This window comes from Pontibacter pudoricolor, assembly GCF_010092985.1.
GTDB lineage: Bacteria > Bacteroidota > Bacteroidia > Cytophagales > Hymenobacteraceae > Pontibacter > Pontibacter pudoricolor.
Window position 1 is genome coordinate 726,210 of record NZ_CP048106.1, and the last position, 20,048, is coordinate 746,257.

A 20,048-nucleotide genomic window follows, 5' to 3' on the forward strand; every position below is an offset into this window, starting at 1 on the left:
TTATACCTTCTTAACACTACTTCAAAAACTTATAAGCCGAAACCAACTCATGCGTAGGGGAGCTGTCTACTGCTTGCTGTATTGTTGCCACATGTGCGGCTCCATAAATTACCAGTATTTTATCGTCAGGGCTTTCGGTGATACGCTGTATGTTGCGGAAGATGCGCAGGTTTCTGCTGAACCAACTGGCATTGTACCAGTCTACACCCGTGTAATCGTGTTCCTGCTCTTCGTACTGGAAAGCGTCGCGGAAGTAATTTTCGTGTTTGCGGCGTATTGATTCCGGGTCGTTATACTTCTTTATCACCTGATAGAGGGTGCCTTTCTGGCTGTATAGTTCCTTGTCTATTTTGCTGCGTTCAATGGTTTTAGCCTGCATGTATTTCCAGAATTTCTCCAGGCGTTCTTTTTTGTCTTCACGCACCTCAAACTTTGTAGCTCCGGGTTTCTGGAAAGTATCCAGGTCGCCCCAGGCGTTGATGCAGTACACGCGTTTGTGGCCCAGTTGCTTTGCCAGTCGGAATGCAACCTGGTCAATCTCGTCTGCTTTTAGCTCGTAGCGGCCATCCAGGTAAGCCTGGTATAGGGAGTCAATCTTTGGCTGGTTTTCCGGGAAGCTTTCTATAGCAATTTTAGTAGGCTTGAATTTAGACAGCTTGCCGGTAATTTTCTGCAGGTCCTGCTGGCTCTCGGGTGTCATTACATCTAGCTGGTCAGGCTTTTCGGTTTTAATAATGTCCAGGTTGCGATGCGAGAAATGGAAGGTTCCAAGCAGCATGACCTGTGCCCGTTTCTCTGACTTGTCTGCTTTGGTTTGTGCTTGCACAGGAGCAAAGTGAATTCCTGCTAGAAGGGCGATTGCAAATAGTATCTTTTTCATAGTATTAAGGTTGGTTCGTATTTTTCGTGTAGATGCAGCACAGAAGTTTCAGGTTGCCTATAGTTACCGATTACTCTGTAACTATAAATATCTCAAAGGCTTATTTTCCTGTCTGTAGTTGCATGTTGCAAAGTACATGTAAGTGAGTTCCAGGCTCAATAGATAAACCGTTGTTTATGTTGGACAAATGTGCAGCCCGTTTTTTGTGCTGGGAAAATCTGTAAATCAAACAGAAGATGATGTAATATTTTGGCAGCATTGACTTGCTAAGTTTGTTGCACAAATTATAATTATGGAAACTGTAAAGATCTACATCAAAAACATGGTATGCGACCGCTGCAAACGGGTTGTGGAAGAAGAACTGACTAAACTGGGCTACACCGTGCAGCAGGTAGAATTAGGCGAAGCCGAAATAGCAGCCGATACTATAAACCTGGACGAGATACGGCAGGTGCTGGCCGGGAATGGTTTTGAGTTGTTAGACGACCGCAAGGTGCAGCTGATAGAACAAGTAAAACTGGCTGTAATTGATCTGATACACCAGCAGGGTGAAGCTGGTATGCACCTGAACATGTCAAATTACCTGGCGAAGAAATTAGGGGTAGATTACCACACGCTCAGTACTTTATTCTCCTCAACCGAAGGCGTAACTATAGAGAAGTATGTGATCCTGCAGCGCATCGAGAAAGTAAAGGAACTGCTTGTATATGGTGAGTTAAGCTTGAAAGAAATTGCCTATGAGCTTGGCTACAGTAGCGTGGCGCATTTATCAAATCAGTTTAAGAAAGTAACTGGCCTTACCGCCAGCCATTTTAAGGAGATAAAGACTCACAAGCGCAAAACTATAGATAAGATACTCGACTAAGAAACTATAGTTGGTAGGGTAGCAGCCGGTGGTATTGTATGCTTCCGGCATTTTTGTTTATAGTTGGTAAACCAGCGTCACCCGAAATTTTGTAACACGAAACTATAGTTGTGTAACAGGTTTGGCCTGGCCGTTTTCTTCCTTTGCTTCTGTAAAATAAGAAGCAACATAAACTATGAAGATCATTTTAGTAGGTGCCACCGGCACCATTGGGCGCCACCTGCAACAGGCACTATCCCAGAAGCACGACCTGTTAACAGCCAGCCGCCACAACAGCTATTTAAAAGTAGACATTACCCAACCCGACAGCATCTGGGAAATGTTTGAAACGATAGGCCGCTTTGATGCACTGGTTTCGGTAACAGGGCATGGTGTGTTCGGGAGCTTGCCAGACCTGAAAAACGACGACTTTTATGAAGGGATAAAAAGTAAGCTGATGGGGCAGATAAACCTGGTGTTGATAGGCCAGCACTACATTAATGCCGGCGGCTCCTTTACTTTAACCTCTGGTATACTCGCCGAAGAACCCATACGCGGCGGTACTTCGCTGAGCATGATCAACAGCGCCCTGAACGGCTTTACCATGGCTGCCGCCACCGAACTTCAAAATGGCGTGCGCCTGAACACTGTAAGCCCCGGCCTGGTAGAAGGCTCCGTAGCAACTCTAGGCGCCAGCTTCCCCGGGCACGACCCGGTACCGATGCCACGCGTGGTAAATGCTTACATTAAAAGTATAGAAAGTGCGCTGACAGGAAAGGTGATCAAGGTGTATGGGTAATAGTTGGTGAGAAAAGCAAACCGCCACGCAGGGTTTGGGCTGCGTGGCGGTTTTTAGATTATTAACAATAACATACTATGATATATAATTCAGTACAGCATTTTTTAAATAATTTAAATCTTGTAAATCAGAATTTTTAGCTAATCTTATAGTAAATGTTTCTTGTGTTACATTTGTTAGATTTATCAATCTTCCAATTCTGAATTTAATGTAATTTATAAGGTATTTACCAGGAATGTTGGCGAGTGCTTTACTTAATGTATTAAAATAGATATTAAATTCCTTTAATTTGGAATTTAAAGTAAATCTACCATCCTTTCTTTTTAATCTATTTTCTACTAAAGTAAAGTATACAGGGATTTCACTACTTCCTTGTTTGAATTTTGGTGCAATAGGATTTGTAATATCAAAGTCACGTGGTGGGTTTAAACCTAAATAGTCCAATCCTAAAGAATATTTTTTTATTATGAGAAATGTACAGGCTAACTTACTTAACAGATCTCTACATTCATTTATTAATGATTCGTAGCTAAATATAGCTTCTATTTCATGAGTCCTTATTTTAGGATTATCCTCTTTAAATAATTCAAATAAGGCTTCTTTTGCGAATAGATAATTTTCAATAGAGTATCTTTCTAAATAAAAGAGATTAGCTACTGATTCTTTTAAACCTAAAATTTCATCAAAATCTAAATCAACCAAATAGATTTTGCTTTTGTCACCAAGATTAGCTTTTGCAGCATCTGTTACATTTTTTTTCCCATTTAAGGGGAAAATTTTCTCAATCTTTATACTTGGAAACAGATTTTTTAATACATGAAAGTAGAAGTATTCTTGATCGGTATCTTCAACATAAAAGTTTATATCATTAAATTGAGTGTATAACAAATCTTGACCTTCGAGGAATGAATCAGTTAGCTCAGGAAAACCGAATTGCATAGATTTAGTTATTGTAAGGCAACAATACTTTTACTTTTTCTCTTTTTCTATTTGCTAAAATTGGTGAGTGTGTAGCAAGAATAAGTTGTGTATATTTTGGTGTTATTTTTTCCAACTGATCAAGAAATTCTTCTTGCCACTTGATATGAAGAGATAACTCAGGCTCATCTATTATGAAAATTCTTCCATCCTCACTATTGAAGGCTATGTATGAAAACAGTATTAAAACTTGTTGTTCACCTGAAGAAAGAAATTTGATGTCTCTATGTTTACTTATTACATTACCATTTTGGTCTAAAGCATTAAAAGTTAGCTCAGAAGTATCTTCTCTAAACAATAGTTCTTTAGAAGAATCTTTAAAAAAAGAATTCAATGTAGCTAGATATTGATTTATCTGTTCTAATGCTTTTGTTGATTCAGCTTCAAACTTTTCAAATTCCTTTAAAAGTTTTATTACTTTAATAAATTGATTTGCATTAAGAGTATAAAATATTTTAACAAGATCATCATTTGGACTTTCTTGATATTTTTCTACTACTTCTTTTAACTGAGAGAAGTATTTGGAAATTCTTGATTTTTCGCTCTCAGTTAATATTTTAGTTTCAAAGTTTTTGAAATAATTATTGATTCGTTTTTCAGCACCTTCAATCTGATTTAGATTGAGTTTGTGTTTATTACCATCTGATATGGATTGGATAGTGATACTACCATCAAAGGTTGATAGCATCAAATAATTTTTAAGATTGCTTGTTAGTTGAAGTATTGAATTTTTCTTTTTACGATATTCTCTATTTACTATTTCTTTGACTCTGTCTAATGGGGATATTATGCTTGCAGGTTTCTTCATAATCTTACCCCGTATACTCTCTTCTATGTAAACCCTATCAACCTCTTCAGTATAAATGTTTCTATCTAGACCGATTACTGTTGGACTGGGTATAGTTGAAATGAATTCCCAAGTTTTTTTTTCTTTCTGATCGGGAGCTAAACCAATGTAATTCTGTAATAAGTTTGTCTTTAAACTCTCATCATTATTTATTTTAGATGGTGTTATAGGAAGCCTTACAGTAAGCGGATGATAGGTTTCTTTTTCGGTAATAATCTCATATTTTAAGGTGGTCTTATTGTGTTTGCACACAATTTGATACTTACTTCCTTTCCAATTAAAAAGGAGTTGTAATATTTTAAATTCTGTTACACACAAATCTGCAATTGAAGGTTTTAATAACCAATTGACTATATTTAAAATACTTGTTTTACCTGAACCATTAATTCCGACTAATAGTGTAAGATCATTATTAAAATCAATTTCTTTAGTAATATAACCGTAAAGGCCAACAATTTTTAATTTCTCTATTTGCATTTAATTTGTGTTTTCTGTGTAAGTTCTATATCAGAATATCAAGCTATTAAATTTCAGTTTTAAAATTATGCATTTGCAAATATATCGTTATTTAAATATAAAAAAATCAAACAGATTTTAACTAAAAATCCTACAACACTCACTCAAAATTCTGTAACAGCTCTACCTACCACGCACGCTACCTTTGTCATGTTCTAAATCAACAACTATAAACTATAAGAACATGATAGACTTACATTTTCAGACTAACATCAACTGTATGGGTTGTGTGTCTAAAGTTACCCCTGTACTCAACACAACCGAAGGCATCCAAAGTTGGAACGTGGATACCACCAACTCGAGCAAAGTGCTTACCGTGAAGACTGATTCCCTAACTGCACCCGAAATCATAACTGTAGTTGAGAAGGCTGGATTTAAAGCAGAGATGCTTTAAGTAAACCATGTCTTCCCGTAGCTGAACGTCAACTATAGGAGTTCCAGATGCAAGGGTTAATTGTACAAGAAAAGCGCTGCTTTGTGCATTGAGCCGGCTTTAACAACTACAGACCTTTGCACCGCTGTTCCAAAGATCGATCACTTGCGCAGCTGAAGTATAGCCTCCGGCTATAACCCTAAACTAAAACATAACAGAAATTAAACTATAGCTGCCCCTGAAAAGTCGGCCAGCTACCTTATTGCCCAAATTTTATAAAATAAAACCATGAAAAAAGTACTTCAAACCACTTTTGCAGCCGCCGCCTTTAGTACGCTGCTGTTGCACCAGGCAAACGCCCAGATCGACCTGAGCTTTCCGGCCACTCCAAATCCTGATACCACGCAGGCAGGCAAGCCTTACTTACGATCAAGTTTAAATGGTATCATCACAGCGTCGGGCTTTGTACAGGATGGCACATTTGGACTGGGCAACGGGGCTATTACCATGTGGGCTAACCCAAAGCAACCTACCCAGGACGAGTACCAGTTTGGCGGCGACTTGCGCAAGACCTGGCTCATCTTTAAAGGCACAGCCTATAACCTGCCGCACGGCATTACGGCCACCGGTCGGGCTGAATTAGATTTTTTAGGTGGCACTGCAGGCGGAGGTGGCTTTGCTGATGAGAACCTGCTGCCGCGTGTGCGCCTGGCTTATGTAGAAGTGCAGAAGGGGCAAACCAGAATGCGCCTGGGGCAGAACTGGACCCCTATGGTGGCACATTTCCCGAATTCGGTTACGCACTTTGCCATGGGCTACGGCTCGGCAGGAGGTATCGGCTTCCGTAACCCCGGCCTTTTCCTATACCAGGGCTTAACAAGTCAGACAGCAGCCACCAAAGTACGCTTAGATCTGGCCGTGTTCCGTGGCTCCTGGACCGGGCCGAAAGCTGAAGCCGATGGGCGTGATGAAGGGGAGATTGGCGTACCACAGACGGAAATTGGTCTGAACATCAGTAACCAAAACATGCCGCTTAAGTGGGAAGTGAACCTGGCCGGCCACTACGACCGCAAACGCCTGGTACATGCAGATGAGCGCCACAACCTGGAAGGCAAGGCTATTCAGGCAGGGACAAAGCTGACGTTGGGCGGAGCTACTCTGCAAGGTAATGCCTACTGGGGACGAGCCATAGGCCAGAGCTGGGGACAGTTGCTGCAGTTCGGCGACATTGAAGGCTACGGTGCTTGGGGCCAGGCAGGTTATAAGTTCGGCAAACATTTCAGCGCCTGGGTATTGTATGGCCAGGACAACCCGAACGACACCGATGTATTAGCCGAAGTAACCGGCAACGCCCGCTTAAAGAACGAGATCATTGTGCCGATGCTCCGCTATGATATTGGGCCGCTGGGCATTGCCCTGGAGTGGTACCGCGCCAACACTGACTGGCGACTACTGGAGAACGGGCAGGAAGTCTATAAAACCACTTCAGCAAACCAACTGGCACTAGGCGCACAGTTTGTATTTTAATCCATTTATTAAACCAATCTTAAATTCTAAAATCTATGAAAAATTCATCTATTCCAACATTTATACTTGCCGCCAGAATCCTGATCGGTATTACTTTTCTGATTGCAGGCTTACATAAAGTAATGTTCTGGGACGGGCCTGCCATGTGGATGGCATCGAAAGGAATACCATTTGTACCTGTGCTGCTGGGTGCGGCCATGGTAACTGAACTGGTAGGAGCTATGCTGCTATTTGCCGGTATCAAAGTAAAACAAACCGCCATCGTACTTATCCTGCTGTTGCTACCCATGACACTTATGATGCATACTTTCTGGAATATGGAAGGTATGATGCAGCAAACTGCCATCATGGACTTTATCCAGAACATCGCCATTATGGGTGGTTTAATAGCACTGGCTGTAGTAGCGCATCTGGCAGCGAAGCAGAAGGTATCTGTAAAATAAGACATTCACAGCAGCCGTGCTTCAAACTTTGGGGCACGGCTTTATACTTTTAATATGGGACATCACCATCATCACGGGCATCACCACCATCACGCTACGGGTAACATCCGCTTTGCTTTTTTCCTGAACCTTGGCTTTGCCATACTTGAACTGATAGGTGGCTTTTTTGTAAATAGTGTAGCCATTATGAGCGACGCGTTGCACGATTTCGGCGATGCCTTTACCCTGGGCATGAGTTATTTCCTGCAGCAAAAATCGGAGCAGGCTGGCAACGCTAAGTATACCTATGGCTATAAACGTTATTCGGTAGCAGGAGCTTTGCTTACATCGGTTATACTTATACTTGGCTCCGTGTTTGTGCTGACCGAAGCTTTTGAGAGGTTGCTGAACCCCGAAATGCCTGATCCTTACGGCATGTTGCTTTTTGGTGTAGTTGGATTGGCGGTAAACGGAGCTGCCTTTTTCAGGCTGCGCAGCGGGCATAACCTGAACCAGCGCGCTGTATCGCTACACATGCTGGAAGACCTGCTGGGTTGGCTGGCTGTGATGTTGGGGAGCATTATCCTGTTGTTTTTCGAACTTCCGTGGCTCGATCCGCTGCTTTCGGTGGGTATTTCATTTTTTATGCTCTACAACGCCTGCAAAAATGCATGGTCAGCTTTCAAAATACTGCTACAGGAAAACCCGTTGGCTACTGATCTGGACAAGGTAAAAGAGCAGATGTTGACATTACCTAATGTGCAGGATATACATCAATTAAAAGTATGGTCCCTGGACGGGGAGCACCACGTACTTTCAGCGCATGTAATGGTAGCAGGTATAAAAGAACCGGATGCCATAGCTGCCCTGAAACAGGAGATACGTAACACCCTGAAACCTTTTGCAATTACAGATGCGACCCTGGAGTTAGAGCAGGCAGGGGAGGAATGCACAATGAAACTATAGCTTGTTGAACTATAGAAAAGGGAAGGCCGCTACTGTTTGGTAGCGGCCTTTTTATATTGGGCTATACTTCAAAAATGTTCAGGTAGCGTTTTACGGATCTTCTGAAAGCGTCTTTTGCCCCGGTAGCAATAAGTTGTCCGTTAAATGCACCGTGTATAGTATCAAATTCAAGCGGCTCGACACGGCTGTTAATCTGCTCAATGGCTTTTTGAGGAAGCGGCACCAGGTTTGGGTAACTATACATCATCGATACATGTTTGCGGTCTCGTGTAACATACAAGCTGTCGCCGGTAAACAGGGTACCTTTGAGACCGTGGTTTGGTAGGTGCAGTACGGTGCTGCCATCAAAATGTCCACCTACATGAACTACTTTCATACCATCCCAAAGCGGCAGTTCAGCACCATGCCATAAACTGATGTGTTTACTATTATCCTGTATCCACTGCTTATCATTCTCGTGCAGGTAAATCGGGCAATCTAAAGCGGCAGCCCATTCGGCCATCAAACTATAGTAGTGTGGGTGCGAAATAGCGATGGCCTTTATCCCACCCAGTGACTTGATATAGGTAATTGTCTGTTCATCCAGGTAAGGAATACAATCCCACAGTACATTACCGCTCTCTGACAGTACCAGGTGTGCTTTCTGGCCAATGGCGAAGCTAGGAGAGATCTTTAGTTCGTATATGTTTTCCTGCAGTTTAGTAACCTGAATGCTTTTGCCTTTTGCCACATCAGTATAGCTCAGCCAGGTCTGGCCACCATCGCCTACATACTGGCGATCGTCTTCGCAGATCGGGCAGGTATCGTTGGTAGTTTTGGCAGTGGCGTAACGGGTGCCACAGGTGGCGCAGATATTCTTTTGTTGCGGGTTGCGGATGCTAAGTTTGATACTTTTGGAGCTGGTACCAGAAAAGAAATTTTGTGCAGGGCCAGGCAGGAGCAGAAGCGACGAGCCCAGCAGGGAGTTTTTAAGAAATGATTTACGGTTCATACTATGCTGTTTTACGAGTTAATTATTTGTTATAACAGCATAAAGGTCAGGGTTTTGTATGCCGGCTTCAATGGACAAACAGGTGCTTGTCCTGCACAATGGGGCTAGCTAACCAGCTCCGGTTCTTTGCTTCGGAAGGCAAGGGGAGAAGTGCCGGTGTTTTTGGTGAAGAAGCGTGTAAAGTAGGCCGCATCTTCAAATCCCAGCTGCGCGGCTATTTCCTTTACCGAGTACTGTCCGTGGTGAAGAAGGCGTTTGGCTTCCAATACAAGACGTTCTTTTATCAGTTGACTTACGTTTTTGCCCGCATACCTATGCGTGATCTCGTTCAACGTTCTGGGAGTCAGAGCAAGTGCATCGGCATAGTCCTGCACGGCATGTTGGTGGTGGTAGCGCTCTTCCAGCATTTGTTTAAAAGTGCGGTACTGCAGGTATCGTGGTTCTGGTGTTAGCTGAGTTTCCTGCTGGTTTGCGTCTTTTAGTTTATACACCTGCAACAGGAATATCTTGAGGTAAGAAGCGATGATCACTTCAGACAGGTCGGTTGGTTGTTTAAACTCCTGCAGCATTTTCTGCATCAGGTCATTGAGCAGGGCAACGGCGGCGGCATCCAGGTGAAGTACCGGCTGCACATTGATATTATCAAAAATGCCATACTTTAACAGCAGGTTCTCAGCACCGGCTTCTACAGCAAAAACAGATTCGTTAAACTTAAGTACATAACCTTTGGTTGGTCCGTCTTTCCGGATCTGGTGGATGTGGCTGGGCTGCAAGAGAAAAAGGCATGGTCCTTTAAAAGCGTAAGGCTTAAAGTCGATGACGTGTAGGCCGCTGCCTTCTGTAATCCATATGATCTCGTAATAGGTATGACGGTGCGGGGCAACGCGTTTAAGGCCGGCATCTGGCGAATCCTGGTACGAAGCAATGTAAAAATCGCGGAATGTATGTTTTGCAAAGCTATCTGCTTCGTTGTAAACAGGAATAGGTGCGCCTGCCTTGGTCATAGTTTTATGTGTGTTGCGGAGCCGGTAAATATAAATAAGCTGTAGGAAAAAATAAACCTATCGGATAGGTGTCCGGTAGGGTATACATATAGTTTATACTTCTATCAAACCACTTCCAGGTTTCCCATCATACCCAGGTCCTCGTGTTCCAGGATATGGCAATGGTACATTACGCTGCCGGTATACTTAGTGAATGGAATCGCAATACGTACGGTGCAGTTAGCCGGCACATTTACCACATCTTTCCATGCCAGGTATGGCATTGGTATATCATTTATACTTAGTACCTGAAACGGAAAAGTGTGCAGGTGAAACGGGTGGTCCATTGCCATCGGGTTCACAATATCCCATACTTCCAGGGTGCCAGTTTTGGCTGTAAGATCAGTGCGATGATGGTCAAACGCTTTGCCATTGATGGTGAATTGCAGCGGCTGCATATTAGCACCGAAAGTTATGGTTTTATAGTCTGTGGCAGCCGTTAGATCAAGCTCAGGTATTTCTATGAGTTTAGTTGGCAAGGCTATAGTTTTCGGCTCACCTGTAATGTTGAATTTTGCCAGTACCATACCTGCGGCTGGTATATCTAAACTTGGTCCGGCAGGTGTGCGGGTATAAGGTAGATTTAATAATTGAAGTTCTTGTACCTGTGTGGTTTCAATCAGTATATCGGCTCTTTCGCCGGGCGTAAGCAGCAGCGTTTCCATAGCCACAGGTGCTTCCAGGAAACTGCCATCCATACCTATTACCTGCAGTCGTTTTCCGGGTATGTTCAGGTTATAATAGCGGGCAGATGATGCATTCACAATCCGTAGCCTCAGTAGTCCTGTTGGAGCGGATATTTCCGGTTGGTGCTCTCCATTTACCAGTACCAGTTCTCCTTCTTTGCCTTTGCCCCAGTCCATGCCTGCATGTGGTGCAACTGTACCGTTTTGCAGTGTGATGTCGTGCAGCACCAGCACCTTTTCGGTAGCAGAAGCGATAGGCTCCAGCTCGTCCACAGCTCCGCGGACGATGATCGGACCTGACAACCCTTCGAACAGCTGGCGGGTAACTTTGCCGTGGGCGTGCGGATGGTACCAATACATGCCGGCACTGCCTGGTAGCGCTTCAAAAGTATAGCCCAGCGATTCACCTGGCGCTACAACCTGGTGCGGCTTGTCATCCTCCGGCGACATAAAAATACCGTGCAGGTGCAGATTGCTTGGCTCACGCAGCTGGTTTATAAAATCTATCGTTACCACTTCTCCTTCCTTTACTTCCAGTAAAGGTCCCGGAAAGCTGCCGTTATAAGTCAGAATTGTTGCATCCTGTCCGGCTATGCTGATGTTTTTTTGCTGTGCCGTCAGGTCGAAGTGGCGGATCGGTTTGGCTTGTGGCTGAAGGTTGTTCATAGTTTTATTTTGTAGCAAGTATCTGTAGCAAAATTATAAACCAGCTTGCCGTAGGCGTTACAGGATTCAGGATAAGCTTTACAGATTTTTGGGTAATCAAGTGTGCTTATACTTCCAGCACTTCCGGGTTGGCAATGTTGGCAGGTGTGCCGTTGGCAAAGGCAATAATGTTCTCAAATGCTTTGCGGAAGTATAGTTCGTAACCGTTTTTCTCTACGTAGCCCAGGTGTGGCGTGCAGATCACATTAGGCAGTTGCAGCAATGGATAATCTTTGTCGTAGATAGGTTCAGATTCATATACATCCAAAGCGGCAAAACCAGGTCTGCCATGTTGTAATGCATCCAGCAAAGCTCCTTCTTCTATCAGTTCGGCCCGGCTGGTATTTACCACTACGGCGTCCTTTTTCATCATGGCTAAGTCTTCAGGCTTAACTATACTTTTGGTGCTGTCGGTGAGGCGTAAATGCAGCGTTACCACATCGGCTTCAGTGAAGAACTCTGCTTTGCTGGCAGCAGCTAAAAAGCCATCCTGCTTGGCCTGTGTTCTGGAACTTTCACTACCCCAAACTATAACTTCAGCCCCGAAAGCCTTGGCATAGCCTGCTATGCGCTTACCAATCTTTCCATAGCCCCAGATGCCGATCAGCTTTCCGTTTATAGTGCTGCCGATGTTTGTTTGCCATAGTCCGGCTTTCATCCCTTCTATGGCCTGTGGTACTTGTCTTACGACATTCATAATCAGGAGCCAGGCAAGCTCAGCAGGAGCTACCGGAGAGCCAACACCTTCGGCAACCGCAATGTTATACCTGGTGCAGGCTGCCAGATCCAGGTGGTTAGAAATTTTACCGGTCTGACTAATGAGTTTTAGGTTGGACAGCTGTGAAATAAGATCTTCTGTGATAGCAGTACGCTCTCGTGTAAGCACCAAAACATCAGCAGTTTTGAAGCGTTCGGCTAAGGCTTCAGTATCATTCAGCGTATCGTTGTAAATGGTTACCTGATGGTCTTTAAGCAGCTCAATACATGACAAGGTGTGTACTACATTCTGGTAATCGTCGGGGATGATGATGTGCATGGATAAAGTAGATTTAAGTTCACAAAAGTCTACATTATGTAGAAAGAGCGCAACAGACAAAGGGGTACTTTAGTTGGATAAATGTGCAGTACAGAGTAGATGTGTTGAATACCTTCCGCGCCAAGCCCAAACAGGTCGAACGCAAGCTCGTTGCCGAACGGATAACAGCCAAGATGCTGAACTTTGAAGAGACATTTATCAATGGGATGGGAGGAGGTGATAGGGTTGTCTATAGTTGGTGTTGGCTTCCTAAAGTACAACCTACTGAAGTTTGTTTTAGGTGATCTTTAAGAAATGAATGAAAAGTGCGATATCAGACAAAAAATACGTTCTAGAAGTAGGATGAAAATAGGAGAGGTCAGAGCTATAGTTTTGTGCCGGAATCTGTAGAAAATGCATACTCTGGGAAGCCATTTTGCTACGGATTTGTTCCTGTTTTAGAAACCGGAAATTGTGCTGTAAAATCAGGTGTTTTTTACGTGCGGAAAATAGCTTATTTATACTTTCTTCTCCTGTATGTAATCTGACGAAATTACGGAACAAAAGAGTTGCCGGAAATGCGCGTAACTTTCTGTAACAGCCTTTCCGGCTACGGAAAAATACTCCGTAACTAAACGTGATCCTGCGTGTAATTTGAGCGCCGGAAAAGAGAAGATTTAACTAAGTTGTATTTGATGACATAATCACGTTGTTTCGGGTGCGTTACACAGTGTTTTTTGAGTACGGATTTACCGCTTTTTACCGCATTTATTTCTGGAGCACATTTTTGATGACTGAGTACATGCTATACGTGGTACTTTACCGTGATATTGATCGGGTAGAATTTGCCCTTCAGGGTGAATAGCTAAAAGCTCGGTTTTAAGCCATGCAGTGCGGAACTGCGGGAAGCGCTGTTTTTGCCTGTTTTTCGGTGTGTTTTTATAGTTGTAACTAATTGGTATAGCGTTAATTGCGTATAAATTAAGTTGCATAGTTTAGTTGTAATTCCGGATACCTGTTGCGGAAGGTTGTTTTTGGGTTTCCATACTTAGTGTTCTAAAACTATAGTTTCCGGCACATTTCCTCACGTAAAAAGACCATACTCCGGTAGCTGATTTTACCTGTTTCCGGTATTCTGAAATTGATGCTAACTGCTTGTGCGCACGTAACTTAGCTGTCCGTAAAATTCTCCGTAAAATATGTGATTGAAGTTTAAATATGGAATACTCCTTTTTCTACCGCAAACCCTGCTTTTCAGGTCATGTTTTCTGATTCCGCAACTGGCGTCAACACTTCTATAATCGCGCCCGCCTGCGTAGGATGCGCGCGTACATGCGTGCATGTGAGATCCGGTTTAAATTTTTTGAAGCTATTCCATTTGCTTACCCGGTCTTCAGTTTTTAACTCCAGAACCTGCTTTAGAAAATATTTTATCCAGAAATAAAACAAATATTACAAAGTTGTTGTATATTTAAAACTAAACATTACCTTTGGGTAAAATTTAGAATTTAACTACGCATGAGAGAGGAGACACCACAGCCGGAAAACAGCACGGAAGATTTTGCTTTACAGCTTGATCTACAGGAAATAGAGCAACTACCCGAGCTGTATGAAAAGCTACGCGAGCCGATCTTTTCGCTAAAGCAAACCGGTATTGCCCCCAAGCTTTACGTGGACTGGAAGAAAGCCGGACTAGCACCTAAAACTGAAGAACAGTCCTGGACGAAGCTGTCGTTTCTGGAATACCTGTGGCTGAAGATGGCCAAAGAATTGCGGGAACTGGGTCTGCCGCTGGCACGGGTAAAAGCCTTACGCGAATACCTGTTTGCCGTGCAGGAAATTCCGGCGGAAGCGCTAACACCGGAAATGATTGCTAAGCTGCGCGACGAGCTCAGTAAAATGATGTCTCCTAAAGAAGTGGAAGCTTTTATTGCAGAACACCTGAGCGGACAGGTACAGGCCGCTCAGGCAAGTTACAGCGTGCAGCTTTGCCTGCTAGAATCGTTGATATATGCTGCCCTGTACCGCAAGCAGGAAGCTGGTATTCTGATCTTTCCGACAGGCGATCTGGCACCGTGGCTGGACGAGATGCAGGGCATGGGGCCGGAAGGGCAAGTGCTGCTTGGTAGAACGCATGTGTTTTTATCCATTACCCAACACCTGGCCGCTTTTATCTTAGACGAAGACAAAGCCGATTATATTCCGCGTCTATCATTGCTATCAGAAGAAGAGCTTCAGGTGGTAAGAGCCATTCGAAACAAAAGCTTCCGGCAGGTAACGATCACTTTTGATGAGAAGCGCCAGATCACCTTGCGCACCACTTCAGACGGGCATCTGGATGAGGCAGTGTCAAAGCAACTGATCGAAACGCTGGCACTCAGGAATTACCAGTCCGTGGAATTAGAAAATCGTGGCGGTTCAAAGCTAAAGTTTACCAAAGAACACCGCCGTAGAATTTAGTACCAAGTAGCTTACTCTTATCAAGCGCTGATTGGGTAAGAGCCAAGGGTAGCGGTTGCCCCGCACCCTAACATAAAAGCCCGCCATTGTACCGGTTGCCCCGGACTAGTGGCACAGGCAAATACCAAATTGAAAACGCTATCTAAAAACCAGAAAGAGAAAACCCAAAGACCAAACAGTAAACACAAACAAGGTCAGCCGAAAGGTAAAGCAAGTGCTGCTAATGCTGTAGAACTTGACGAAGCACGCGAACAGCTGAGTGCTTATGATAGCTATTATAAGCAGCTCTCGGAAGAAGTAGAAACCATAGAGCGCCATGTACGCGAACTACGGCAAACTCCGGGGTTAGAACATTTAACCGAAGCAGAAGCGCAGGCAAAGGTAGATTTTATGCTCCGCTTTTCAGCTTGGGTATTCAACCAACACCTGTCAGAGCAACAGATTAAAACTATAGATGATAAAGCTGATGTAGTGGCTAGGTCGGTTAAAATTTCTAAAGTACAAAACCCGAAGGGCAAGAGTAACAAAAAAGTAACACTGTCCCTCACCCGTTAACCAGAATAGAATATGAAAAAGCAAACCAACGCAGCCGTGCTTGAAGTAGCTAAAGCTGCACCCAAAACTAAGAAAGCAGCTAAAAAAACTGTTGCAAAAGCTAAAGCCAAGGCTGCTACGGCTAAGCCTGCGCCAGCTAAAAAGCCAGCTGCACTACGGGCTACGACGGGAAAAGGAAGTGAACTGAGTATTTTTGCCCGGCCACTTCAGAAAGGAAGTAAGAAAGCAGCGCCACGCGGTAAGGTCGCTATCATTTACACGCGTGTGTCCACTAAAGAGCAAGCCGAGACCAATCAAAGCTTATCCACCCAATTAGAACGCTGTACAGCTTATGCCGAGCGCCACGGCTACCAGGTGGTGGGTAAATTCGGTGGGACCTATGAAAGCGCGAAATCTGACGAACGGAAGGAATTCCAGAAAATGCTCGAGTTTGTTAAGAAAAGTAAGCTCAGGGTAGGCTACATCATCGTTTATTCCCACGACCGCTTTTCGCGTACTGGCTCTTCTGCCATTGGCATCGTGGATGAATTAGGCCGCATGGGTATATCTGTTGTGGCGGTAACCCAACCGGTAGACACCCAGACAGCTGCAGGTAAATTACAGCAGGGCATTCAGTTTCTCTTCTCGCAGTTTGATAATGACCAGCGCCGCGAAAAATGCATGACGGGCATGGAAGCGCGTGTTAGACGTGGTTTGTGGGTAGGTAAAGTACCGATGGGCTATGATAAGGTGATTGTGGGTAAGGACGTGATCTTAAAGCCTAACAAAACAGGTAAGCTGATCCGTTTGGCCTTTCTACTGAAAGCAGAACAAGGGCTTTCTAATACAGACATTATCAAGCGCCTGAAAGCGCAGGGACTGGTGCTCTTCAACCAAACACTGACCAAGCTCTTTAAAAACCCGTTCTACTGCGGTTTAATAACCCATGGCTTACTCGAGGATGGGGAAGTAGTAGAAGGCCAGCACGAGCCGTTAATAACACGCCAGATGTTTTTAAAAGTAAATGGACTGCAGGCCCAGAACGCCCATGGCTATACGCAGGTCAAAGAAGATGAAGAACTGCCGTTGCGACATCACATCAAGTGCGGTAGCTGCCGAAAGCCGCTTACAGGCTATGAGATGAAGAAAAAGCAGATCCACTACTACAAATGCAATACCATTGGCTGCAAGCTGAATCGGAATGCTGGAAAGCTGCATAACCTCTATGAAGGCTTTTTATCTGAACTCGAAGTAGACCCGCGCTACCTGTCTAAGTTAGCTGAGATCATGGAAGAGACCTATTACAAGCTTACCGAAGAAAGTCGGGTAGAAGAAAAGCGCTTGAACACGCAGCACACGGAACTGAAAAAGAAACTAGATACGCTGGAGCGTCGCTACGCCTTTGGCGAAATAGAGAAAGAACTCTTTGTAAAATTCAGCTCAGAACTAAAGACAGAGCTGTTGGAAATCGAGCAAAATCTGGAAAAGTATGCGCCAGCGTTATCGAACCCCAAAGACTTCATCAAAATGGGCTTAGAAAAAGCGGTAACTATCTCACAATCATGGAGTAAAGCAAATGTGCAAGGTCGTAAACAGCTGCAAGCGATGATGTTTCCAGAAGGGGTGTTTTTTGACCGTGAAATGGAGAGTTATCGAACCCAGCGGGTAAATGGATTTTTTGCCCTTTCCAGCCAAATACAGGGGTTTTTGGAGCAAAAAGAAAAAGGGAAAAGCGATCAAAATAATCACTTTTCCCTTTCAGTAGTCCGTAGGGGAATCGAACCCCTGTTGCCAGAATGAAAATCTGAAGTCCTAACCCCTAGACGAACGGACCGTGTTACTGAATTGTGGTGCAAATATAGGGGTAGGAAACTAAACTGCAATACTTGATTCACTAATTTTTTAAAGTATATAGCTATCTTGTTGTTTCTCAGGTAGTAATTTTTGTTGTTTCATAATTGAGCAGCATAATTAAACTATTCACTCTTCAACGAAAGAACAGGATTAGAAAGTGCTGCTTTTATAGCTTGTGTACTCATCGTGAGCAAGGCAATGGTTAATGTAGCCACACCAGCCAGTATAAATGCACCATACCCTAGTGAAATCCGGTACGAAAAGTCCTGTAACCACAGGTTCATTAAATAGTAGGCTATCGGTACTGCGATCAGGAAAGCAATTAGAACGAGCTTTATAAATTCCTTTGAGAACAGCACTGTAATGTTAAATACGGAGGCGCCTAATACTTTTCGGATTCCTACTTCTTTGGTTCGCTGCGCAGCCATAAACGCGACCAGCCCATATAAACCTAAGCAACCAATAAAAATTGCTATCAGCGAAAATATTTTGAAGAGGGTATTTTGTCTGGCCTCATCCTGGTAAAATTCGGCTATAGTTTCATCAAGGTATTTATAATTAAATACGTCATCCGGGTAAACCTTTTCCCAAACTTTTTCCAGATGCTGAAGCGCTTCTTTTTGTTGAGTCATGTCTATTTTGGCAGAGATAACACTGTAGGCTTCCGGGTTTTTTGTCATAACAAGCGGTTCTATGGGCGATGCCAGTGATGCCTGATGAAAATCGGCTACGACACCAACTATAGTACCCGCAAATCTTCTGTCACCCAAAGACAAATGTTTTCCGATGGCATCCTCAGGCGTTTTGATTCCTAGTTTGCGACGCATCGTGTCATTGATCACCATGTAATGTATTGAGTCGCTGTTCGGATACGCTTTGCCAGCCAGAAACTTCATATCAAACAAACTAAAGTAATAAGGGTCTACAAACTTTTTGTGAGTCTGAAAATCTTCATCTTTTGACGCATGGTTAAAGTAGAAGTTACCGTAGCTGATGTTGCCAGATGAAGGGGCATCTGAGCCAAAGCTGATTTCCCTGATCGCGGGATTATTTAATAACTCCTGGCGCAGAGGCTGAATTTTATCTCCTGTGTTCAGAGGTAAAAAAACGGTGATTACGGCTTCCTTATTAAAGCCTAAGGATTTGTTTCGGAAAAAGTTCATTTGTTCATTTACCAGAAGGGTACATATAATGAGCACCTGGCAAATGGTGAATTGCATGACCACTAATACCTGGCGTAAGGATATGCCGCCAAAACGTTGCACGCTCATACGATTGCGCAGCGCTGTAATGGGTTGCAAACTTGATAAAACAAAGGCAGGGTAAAAGCCGGCGAAAAGCGTGACCAGTAAGGTTTGTATTCCCAGGAACAGTAACAGTAGTTTATCATCAACCAAACTGAAAGTTATCTGAAGGTCGAGAAGCGTATTCAGGTATGGTAAAGCCAGCTCCGTAAGAATAACCGACAGAAAAGTAGCACAAAGCACTATTAATAGGGTTTCGCATAAAAACTGGATAACCAATTGAGTGCGGCTGCTACCCATTACTTTTCTCACACCAACTTCTTTGGCACGTCTGATGGCCTGTGCAGTAGCAAGGTTTATAAAGTTTATGCAAGCGGTTAAAAGTAGCACTATGCCAACTATAGCCATAGCCAGAATCAGTTCTTTTGAAATAGGCGTCTGAGCGAATGCTCCATAAAAGCTGGTATTATAGTGTATATCTTTCAGTGGTTGCATCAGGTAATGCAGAGTATGTCCTGGGCTCTCTCTTTCTGTATGTTTGCTTATAAATTGATTGACAGCTGCTTCAGCCCTGGTTGCAGACAGATTATCTGGTAGAACCACAAATGTCTGGTGGTCGCTCGACAAATTACCCCAATCCGTTGGCAGTGTCTTTCGAATTGTTTCATAGGATACGAGCATTACAAAAGGAAACTCTGTATTGCCAGGCATATCCGGCATCACGGAAATTACCTTCAGGTTGTATTGGTTGTTGTACCTGATTACTTTGCCAATTGCATTCTGGTCCGGGAAATATTTTGTTGCAAGAGACTTCGTTAGTATCACTACATTGGGCTCCGTAAAGTGCGATCTCACATCCACGGGGCCTGTATTAAAATCAAAAACATCAAAAAAGCTTGGTTCTATAAAACCGATATTCTCATCAACCAAAAACTTCTTACCGGTACCTGTGCCGTTCGATGGAATATTTATCCGTGCACCTGCATCTCCCTTTATCTGAGTTATCTCTTCAAAGCCAAGTTTATTGTTGCTTCGCATATTGGCTGCCAACGGAAAATGGGAGGCAGGCGTGTTAAAATCATTTTCCGGGAAAGTAACTACCAATCGATAGATTCTGTCGGCTTTCAGGTGAAAGCTGTCATAACTAAGCTGGTACTGGATTACCAGGAAAAGCAGGATGCTACAGGTAATGCCAAGAGCAAGTCCGGCAATGTTCAGGATGCTGTAACTCTTGTTACGGACAAGTGAGCGCATAGCCGTAAGGAAATAGATCTTTAACATAGTTTTAGGAATGATAGAGTGGTATCAAAAAACAGTAATGTAAATCGGTTATAAACTACATGCCAAGTGCTGTGCCAAAACTA

18 protein-coding genes, 1 tRNA gene and 1 pseudogene are annotated in these 20,048 nt (G+C 43.6%); 9 read left to right on the plus strand and 11 right to left on the minus strand.

Annotated elements, in window-relative coordinates; all coding sequences use genetic code 11:
- Positions 1-16: 16 nt before the first annotated feature.
- Complete coding sequence (locus tag GSQ66_RS03075; RefSeq protein WP_162426115.1) at positions 17-880, minus strand: DUF5694 domain-containing protein; 864 nt, start codon at positions 878-880, stop codon at positions 17-19.
- Positions 881-1,172: 292 nt separating this feature from the next.
- Between GSQ66_RS03075 and GSQ66_RS03080 the strand changes: the two genes are divergently transcribed.
- Together GSQ66_RS03080 and GSQ66_RS03085 are read left to right on the plus strand one after the other, a co-directional pair.
- Positions 1,173-1,745 (plus strand): AraC family transcriptional regulator, encoded by a 573-nt coding sequence (locus GSQ66_RS03080; RefSeq protein WP_162426116.1) that lies wholly within the window; start codon positions 1,173-1,175, stop codon positions 1,743-1,745.
- Positions 1,746-1,920: 175 nt separating this feature from the next.
- Positions 1,921-2,523, plus strand: coding sequence for a short chain dehydrogenase (locus GSQ66_RS03085; protein WP_162426117.1), 603 nt, complete (start codon positions 1,921-1,923; stop codon positions 2,521-2,523).
- Positions 2,524-2,598: 75 nt separating this feature from the next.
- Here GSQ66_RS03085 and GSQ66_RS03090 read toward each other — a convergent pair whose 3' ends face one another.
- Together GSQ66_RS03090 and GSQ66_RS03095 are read right to left on the minus strand one after the other, a co-directional pair.
- Positions 2,599-3,462 carry a DUF4435 domain-containing protein gene (locus tag GSQ66_RS03090; protein ID WP_162426118.1) on the minus strand — a complete coding sequence of 288 codons (864 nt, stop codon included), beginning with the start codon at positions 3,460-3,462 and terminating at the stop codon, positions 2,599-2,601.
- Positions 3,463-3,466: 4 nt separating this feature from the next.
- A complete protein-coding gene (locus GSQ66_RS03095) occupies positions 3,467-4,825 on the minus strand; it encodes an AAA family ATPase (RefSeq protein WP_162426119.1) in 1,359 nt (452 codons plus the stop codon).
- A 223-nt stretch (positions 4,826-5,048) separates the two neighbouring features.
- Between GSQ66_RS03095 and GSQ66_RS03100 the strand changes: the two genes are divergently transcribed.
- The 4 genes from GSQ66_RS03100 (at position 5,049) to GSQ66_RS03115 (ending at position 8,152) form a co-directional block, all read left to right on the plus strand.
- A complete protein-coding gene (locus tag GSQ66_RS03100; RefSeq protein ID WP_162426120.1) occupies positions 5,049-5,258 on the plus strand; it encodes a heavy-metal-associated domain-containing protein in 210 nt (69 codons plus the stop codon).
- Positions 5,259-5,525: 267 nt separating this feature from the next.
- Positions 5,526-6,764, plus strand: coding sequence for a hypothetical protein (locus GSQ66_RS03105; protein ID WP_162426121.1), 1,239 nt, complete (start codon positions 5,526-5,528; stop codon positions 6,762-6,764).
- A 35-nt stretch (positions 6,765-6,799) separates the two neighbouring features.
- The gene (locus tag GSQ66_RS03110; RefSeq protein ID WP_162426122.1) at positions 6,800-7,207 is read left to right on the plus strand and encodes a DoxX family protein; all 408 of its coding nucleotides are present in this window, start codon (positions 6,800-6,802) and stop codon (positions 7,205-7,207) included.
- Positions 7,208-7,261: 54 nt separating this feature from the next.
- A complete protein-coding gene (locus GSQ66_RS03115) occupies positions 7,262-8,152 on the plus strand; it encodes a cation diffusion facilitator family transporter (RefSeq protein WP_162426123.1) in 891 nt (296 codons plus the stop codon).
- 61 nt (positions 8,153-8,213) lie between these two features.
- On the opposite strand, the gene GSQ66_RS03120 is transcribed toward GSQ66_RS03115, so the two are convergent.
- The 5 genes from GSQ66_RS03120 to GSQ66_RS03140 form a co-directional block, all read right to left on the minus strand.
- Positions 8,214-9,143 carry an MBL fold metallo-hydrolase gene (locus GSQ66_RS03120; protein WP_238395789.1) on the minus strand — a complete coding sequence of 310 codons (930 nt, stop codon included), beginning with the start codon at positions 9,141-9,143 and terminating at the stop codon, positions 8,214-8,216.
- A 104-nt stretch (positions 9,144-9,247) separates the two neighbouring features.
- The gene (locus tag GSQ66_RS03125; RefSeq protein ID WP_162426124.1) at positions 9,248-10,147 is read right to left on the minus strand and encodes a helix-turn-helix domain-containing protein; all 900 of its coding nucleotides are present in this window, start codon (positions 10,145-10,147) and stop codon (positions 9,248-9,250) included.
- A gap of 104 nt (positions 10,148-10,251) precedes the next feature.
- Positions 10,252-11,538, minus strand: a complete 1,287-nt coding sequence (locus tag GSQ66_RS03130) for a multicopper oxidase family protein (protein ID WP_162426125.1) — start codon at positions 11,536-11,538, stop codon at positions 10,252-10,254.
- Between the two features lie 106 nt (positions 11,539-11,644).
- Entirely contained in the window at positions 11,645-12,613 is a 969-nt protein-coding gene (locus GSQ66_RS03135; protein ID WP_162426126.1) for a D-2-hydroxyacid dehydrogenase family protein, read from the minus strand.
- A gap of 728 nt (positions 12,614-13,341) precedes the next feature.
- Positions 13,342-13,584: a hypothetical protein gene (locus tag GSQ66_RS03140; RefSeq protein ID WP_162426127.1), complete on the minus strand. Its 243-nt coding sequence runs from the start codon at positions 13,582-13,584 to the stop codon at positions 13,342-13,344.
- 526 nt (positions 13,585-14,110) lie between these two features.
- Between GSQ66_RS03140 and GSQ66_RS03145 the strand changes: the two genes are divergently transcribed.
- The 3 genes and pseudogenes from GSQ66_RS03145 to GSQ66_RS19195 form a co-directional block, all read left to right on the plus strand.
- Positions 14,111-15,052 (plus strand): hypothetical protein, encoded by a 942-nt coding sequence (locus GSQ66_RS03145; protein WP_162426128.1) that lies wholly within the window; start codon positions 14,111-14,113, stop codon positions 15,050-15,052.
- A 129-nt stretch (positions 15,053-15,181) separates the two neighbouring features.
- Positions 15,182-15,607: a hypothetical protein gene (locus GSQ66_RS03150; protein WP_162426129.1), complete on the plus strand. Its 426-nt coding sequence runs from the start codon at positions 15,182-15,184 to the stop codon at positions 15,605-15,607.
- A gap of 12 nt (positions 15,608-15,619) precedes the next feature.
- A pseudogene (locus tag GSQ66_RS19195) lies at positions 15,620-16,564 on the plus strand (recombinase family protein); the annotation flags it as partial.
- Positions 16,565-16,600: 36 nt separating this feature from the next.
- Here the strand turns inward: GSQ66_RS19195 and GSQ66_RS03160 are convergent.
- From GSQ66_RS03160 to GSQ66_RS03170, 3 genes are all read right to left on the minus strand, one after another.
- Positions 16,601-16,804, minus strand: coding sequence for a hypothetical protein (locus GSQ66_RS03160; protein ID WP_162426130.1), 204 nt, complete (start codon positions 16,802-16,804; stop codon positions 16,601-16,603).
- Positions 16,805-17,348: 544 nt separating this feature from the next.
- Positions 17,349-17,420: transfer RNA gene (locus tag GSQ66_RS03165), tRNA-Glu, on the minus strand.
- A gap of 142 nt (positions 17,421-17,562) precedes the next feature.
- A complete protein-coding gene (locus GSQ66_RS03170; RefSeq protein ID WP_162426131.1) occupies positions 17,563-19,965 on the minus strand; it encodes an ABC transporter permease in 2,403 nt (800 codons plus the stop codon).
- Positions 19,966-20,048: the final 83 nt, after the last annotated feature.

Bases quoted from the DNA above. Each gene is read 5' to 3' on its own strand.
- GSQ66_RS03075 (WP_162426115.1), bottom strand. From the start codon at position 880: ATGAAAAAGATACTATTTGCAATCGCCCTTCTAGCAGGAATTCACTTT.
- GSQ66_RS03080 (WP_162426116.1), top strand. From the start codon at position 1,173: ATGGAAACTGTAAAGATCTACATCAAAAACATGGTATGCGACCGCTGC.
- GSQ66_RS03085 (WP_162426117.1), top strand. From the start codon at position 1,921: ATGAAGATCATTTTAGTAGGTGCCACCGGCACCATTGGGCGCCACCTG.
- GSQ66_RS03090 (WP_162426118.1), bottom strand. From the start codon at position 3,462: ATGCAATTCGGTTTTCCTGAGCTAACTGATTCATTCCTCGAAGGTCAA.
- GSQ66_RS03095 (WP_162426119.1), bottom strand. From the start codon at position 4,825: ATGCAAATAGAGAAATTAAAAATTGTTGGCCTTTACGGTTATATTACT.
- GSQ66_RS03100 (WP_162426120.1), top strand. From the start codon at position 5,049: ATGATAGACTTACATTTTCAGACTAACATCAACTGTATGGGTTGTGTG.
- GSQ66_RS03105 (WP_162426121.1), top strand. From the start codon at position 5,526: ATGAAAAAAGTACTTCAAACCACTTTTGCAGCCGCCGCCTTTAGTACG.
- GSQ66_RS03110 (WP_162426122.1), top strand. From the start codon at position 6,800: ATGAAAAATTCATCTATTCCAACATTTATACTTGCCGCCAGAATCCTG.
- GSQ66_RS03115 (WP_162426123.1), top strand. From the start codon at position 7,262: ATGGGACATCACCATCATCACGGGCATCACCACCATCACGCTACGGGT.
- GSQ66_RS03120 (WP_238395789.1), bottom strand. From the start codon at position 9,143: ATGAACCGTAAATCATTTCTTAAAAACTCCCTGCTGGGCTCGTCGCTT.
- GSQ66_RS03125 (WP_162426124.1), bottom strand. From the start codon at position 10,147: ATGACCAAGGCAGGCGCACCTATTCCTGTTTACAACGAAGCAGATAGC.
- GSQ66_RS03130 (WP_162426125.1), bottom strand. From the start codon at position 11,538: ATGAACAACCTTCAGCCACAAGCCAAACCGATCCGCCACTTCGACCTG.
- GSQ66_RS03135 (WP_162426126.1), bottom strand. From the start codon at position 12,613: ATGCACATCATCATCCCCGACGATTACCAGAATGTAGTACACACCTTG.
- GSQ66_RS03140 (WP_162426127.1), bottom strand. From the start codon at position 13,584: ATGCAACTTAATTTATACGCAATTAACGCTATACCAATTAGTTACAAC.
- GSQ66_RS03145 (WP_162426128.1), top strand. From the start codon at position 14,111: ATGAGAGAGGAGACACCACAGCCGGAAAACAGCACGGAAGATTTTGCT.
- GSQ66_RS03160 (WP_162426130.1), bottom strand. From the start codon at position 16,804: ATGCAGCTTTCCAGCATTCCGATTCAGCTTGCAGCCAATGGTATTGCA.
- GSQ66_RS03170 (WP_162426131.1), bottom strand. From the start codon at position 19,965: ATGTTAAAGATCTATTTCCTTACGGCTATGCGCTCACTTGTCCGTAAC.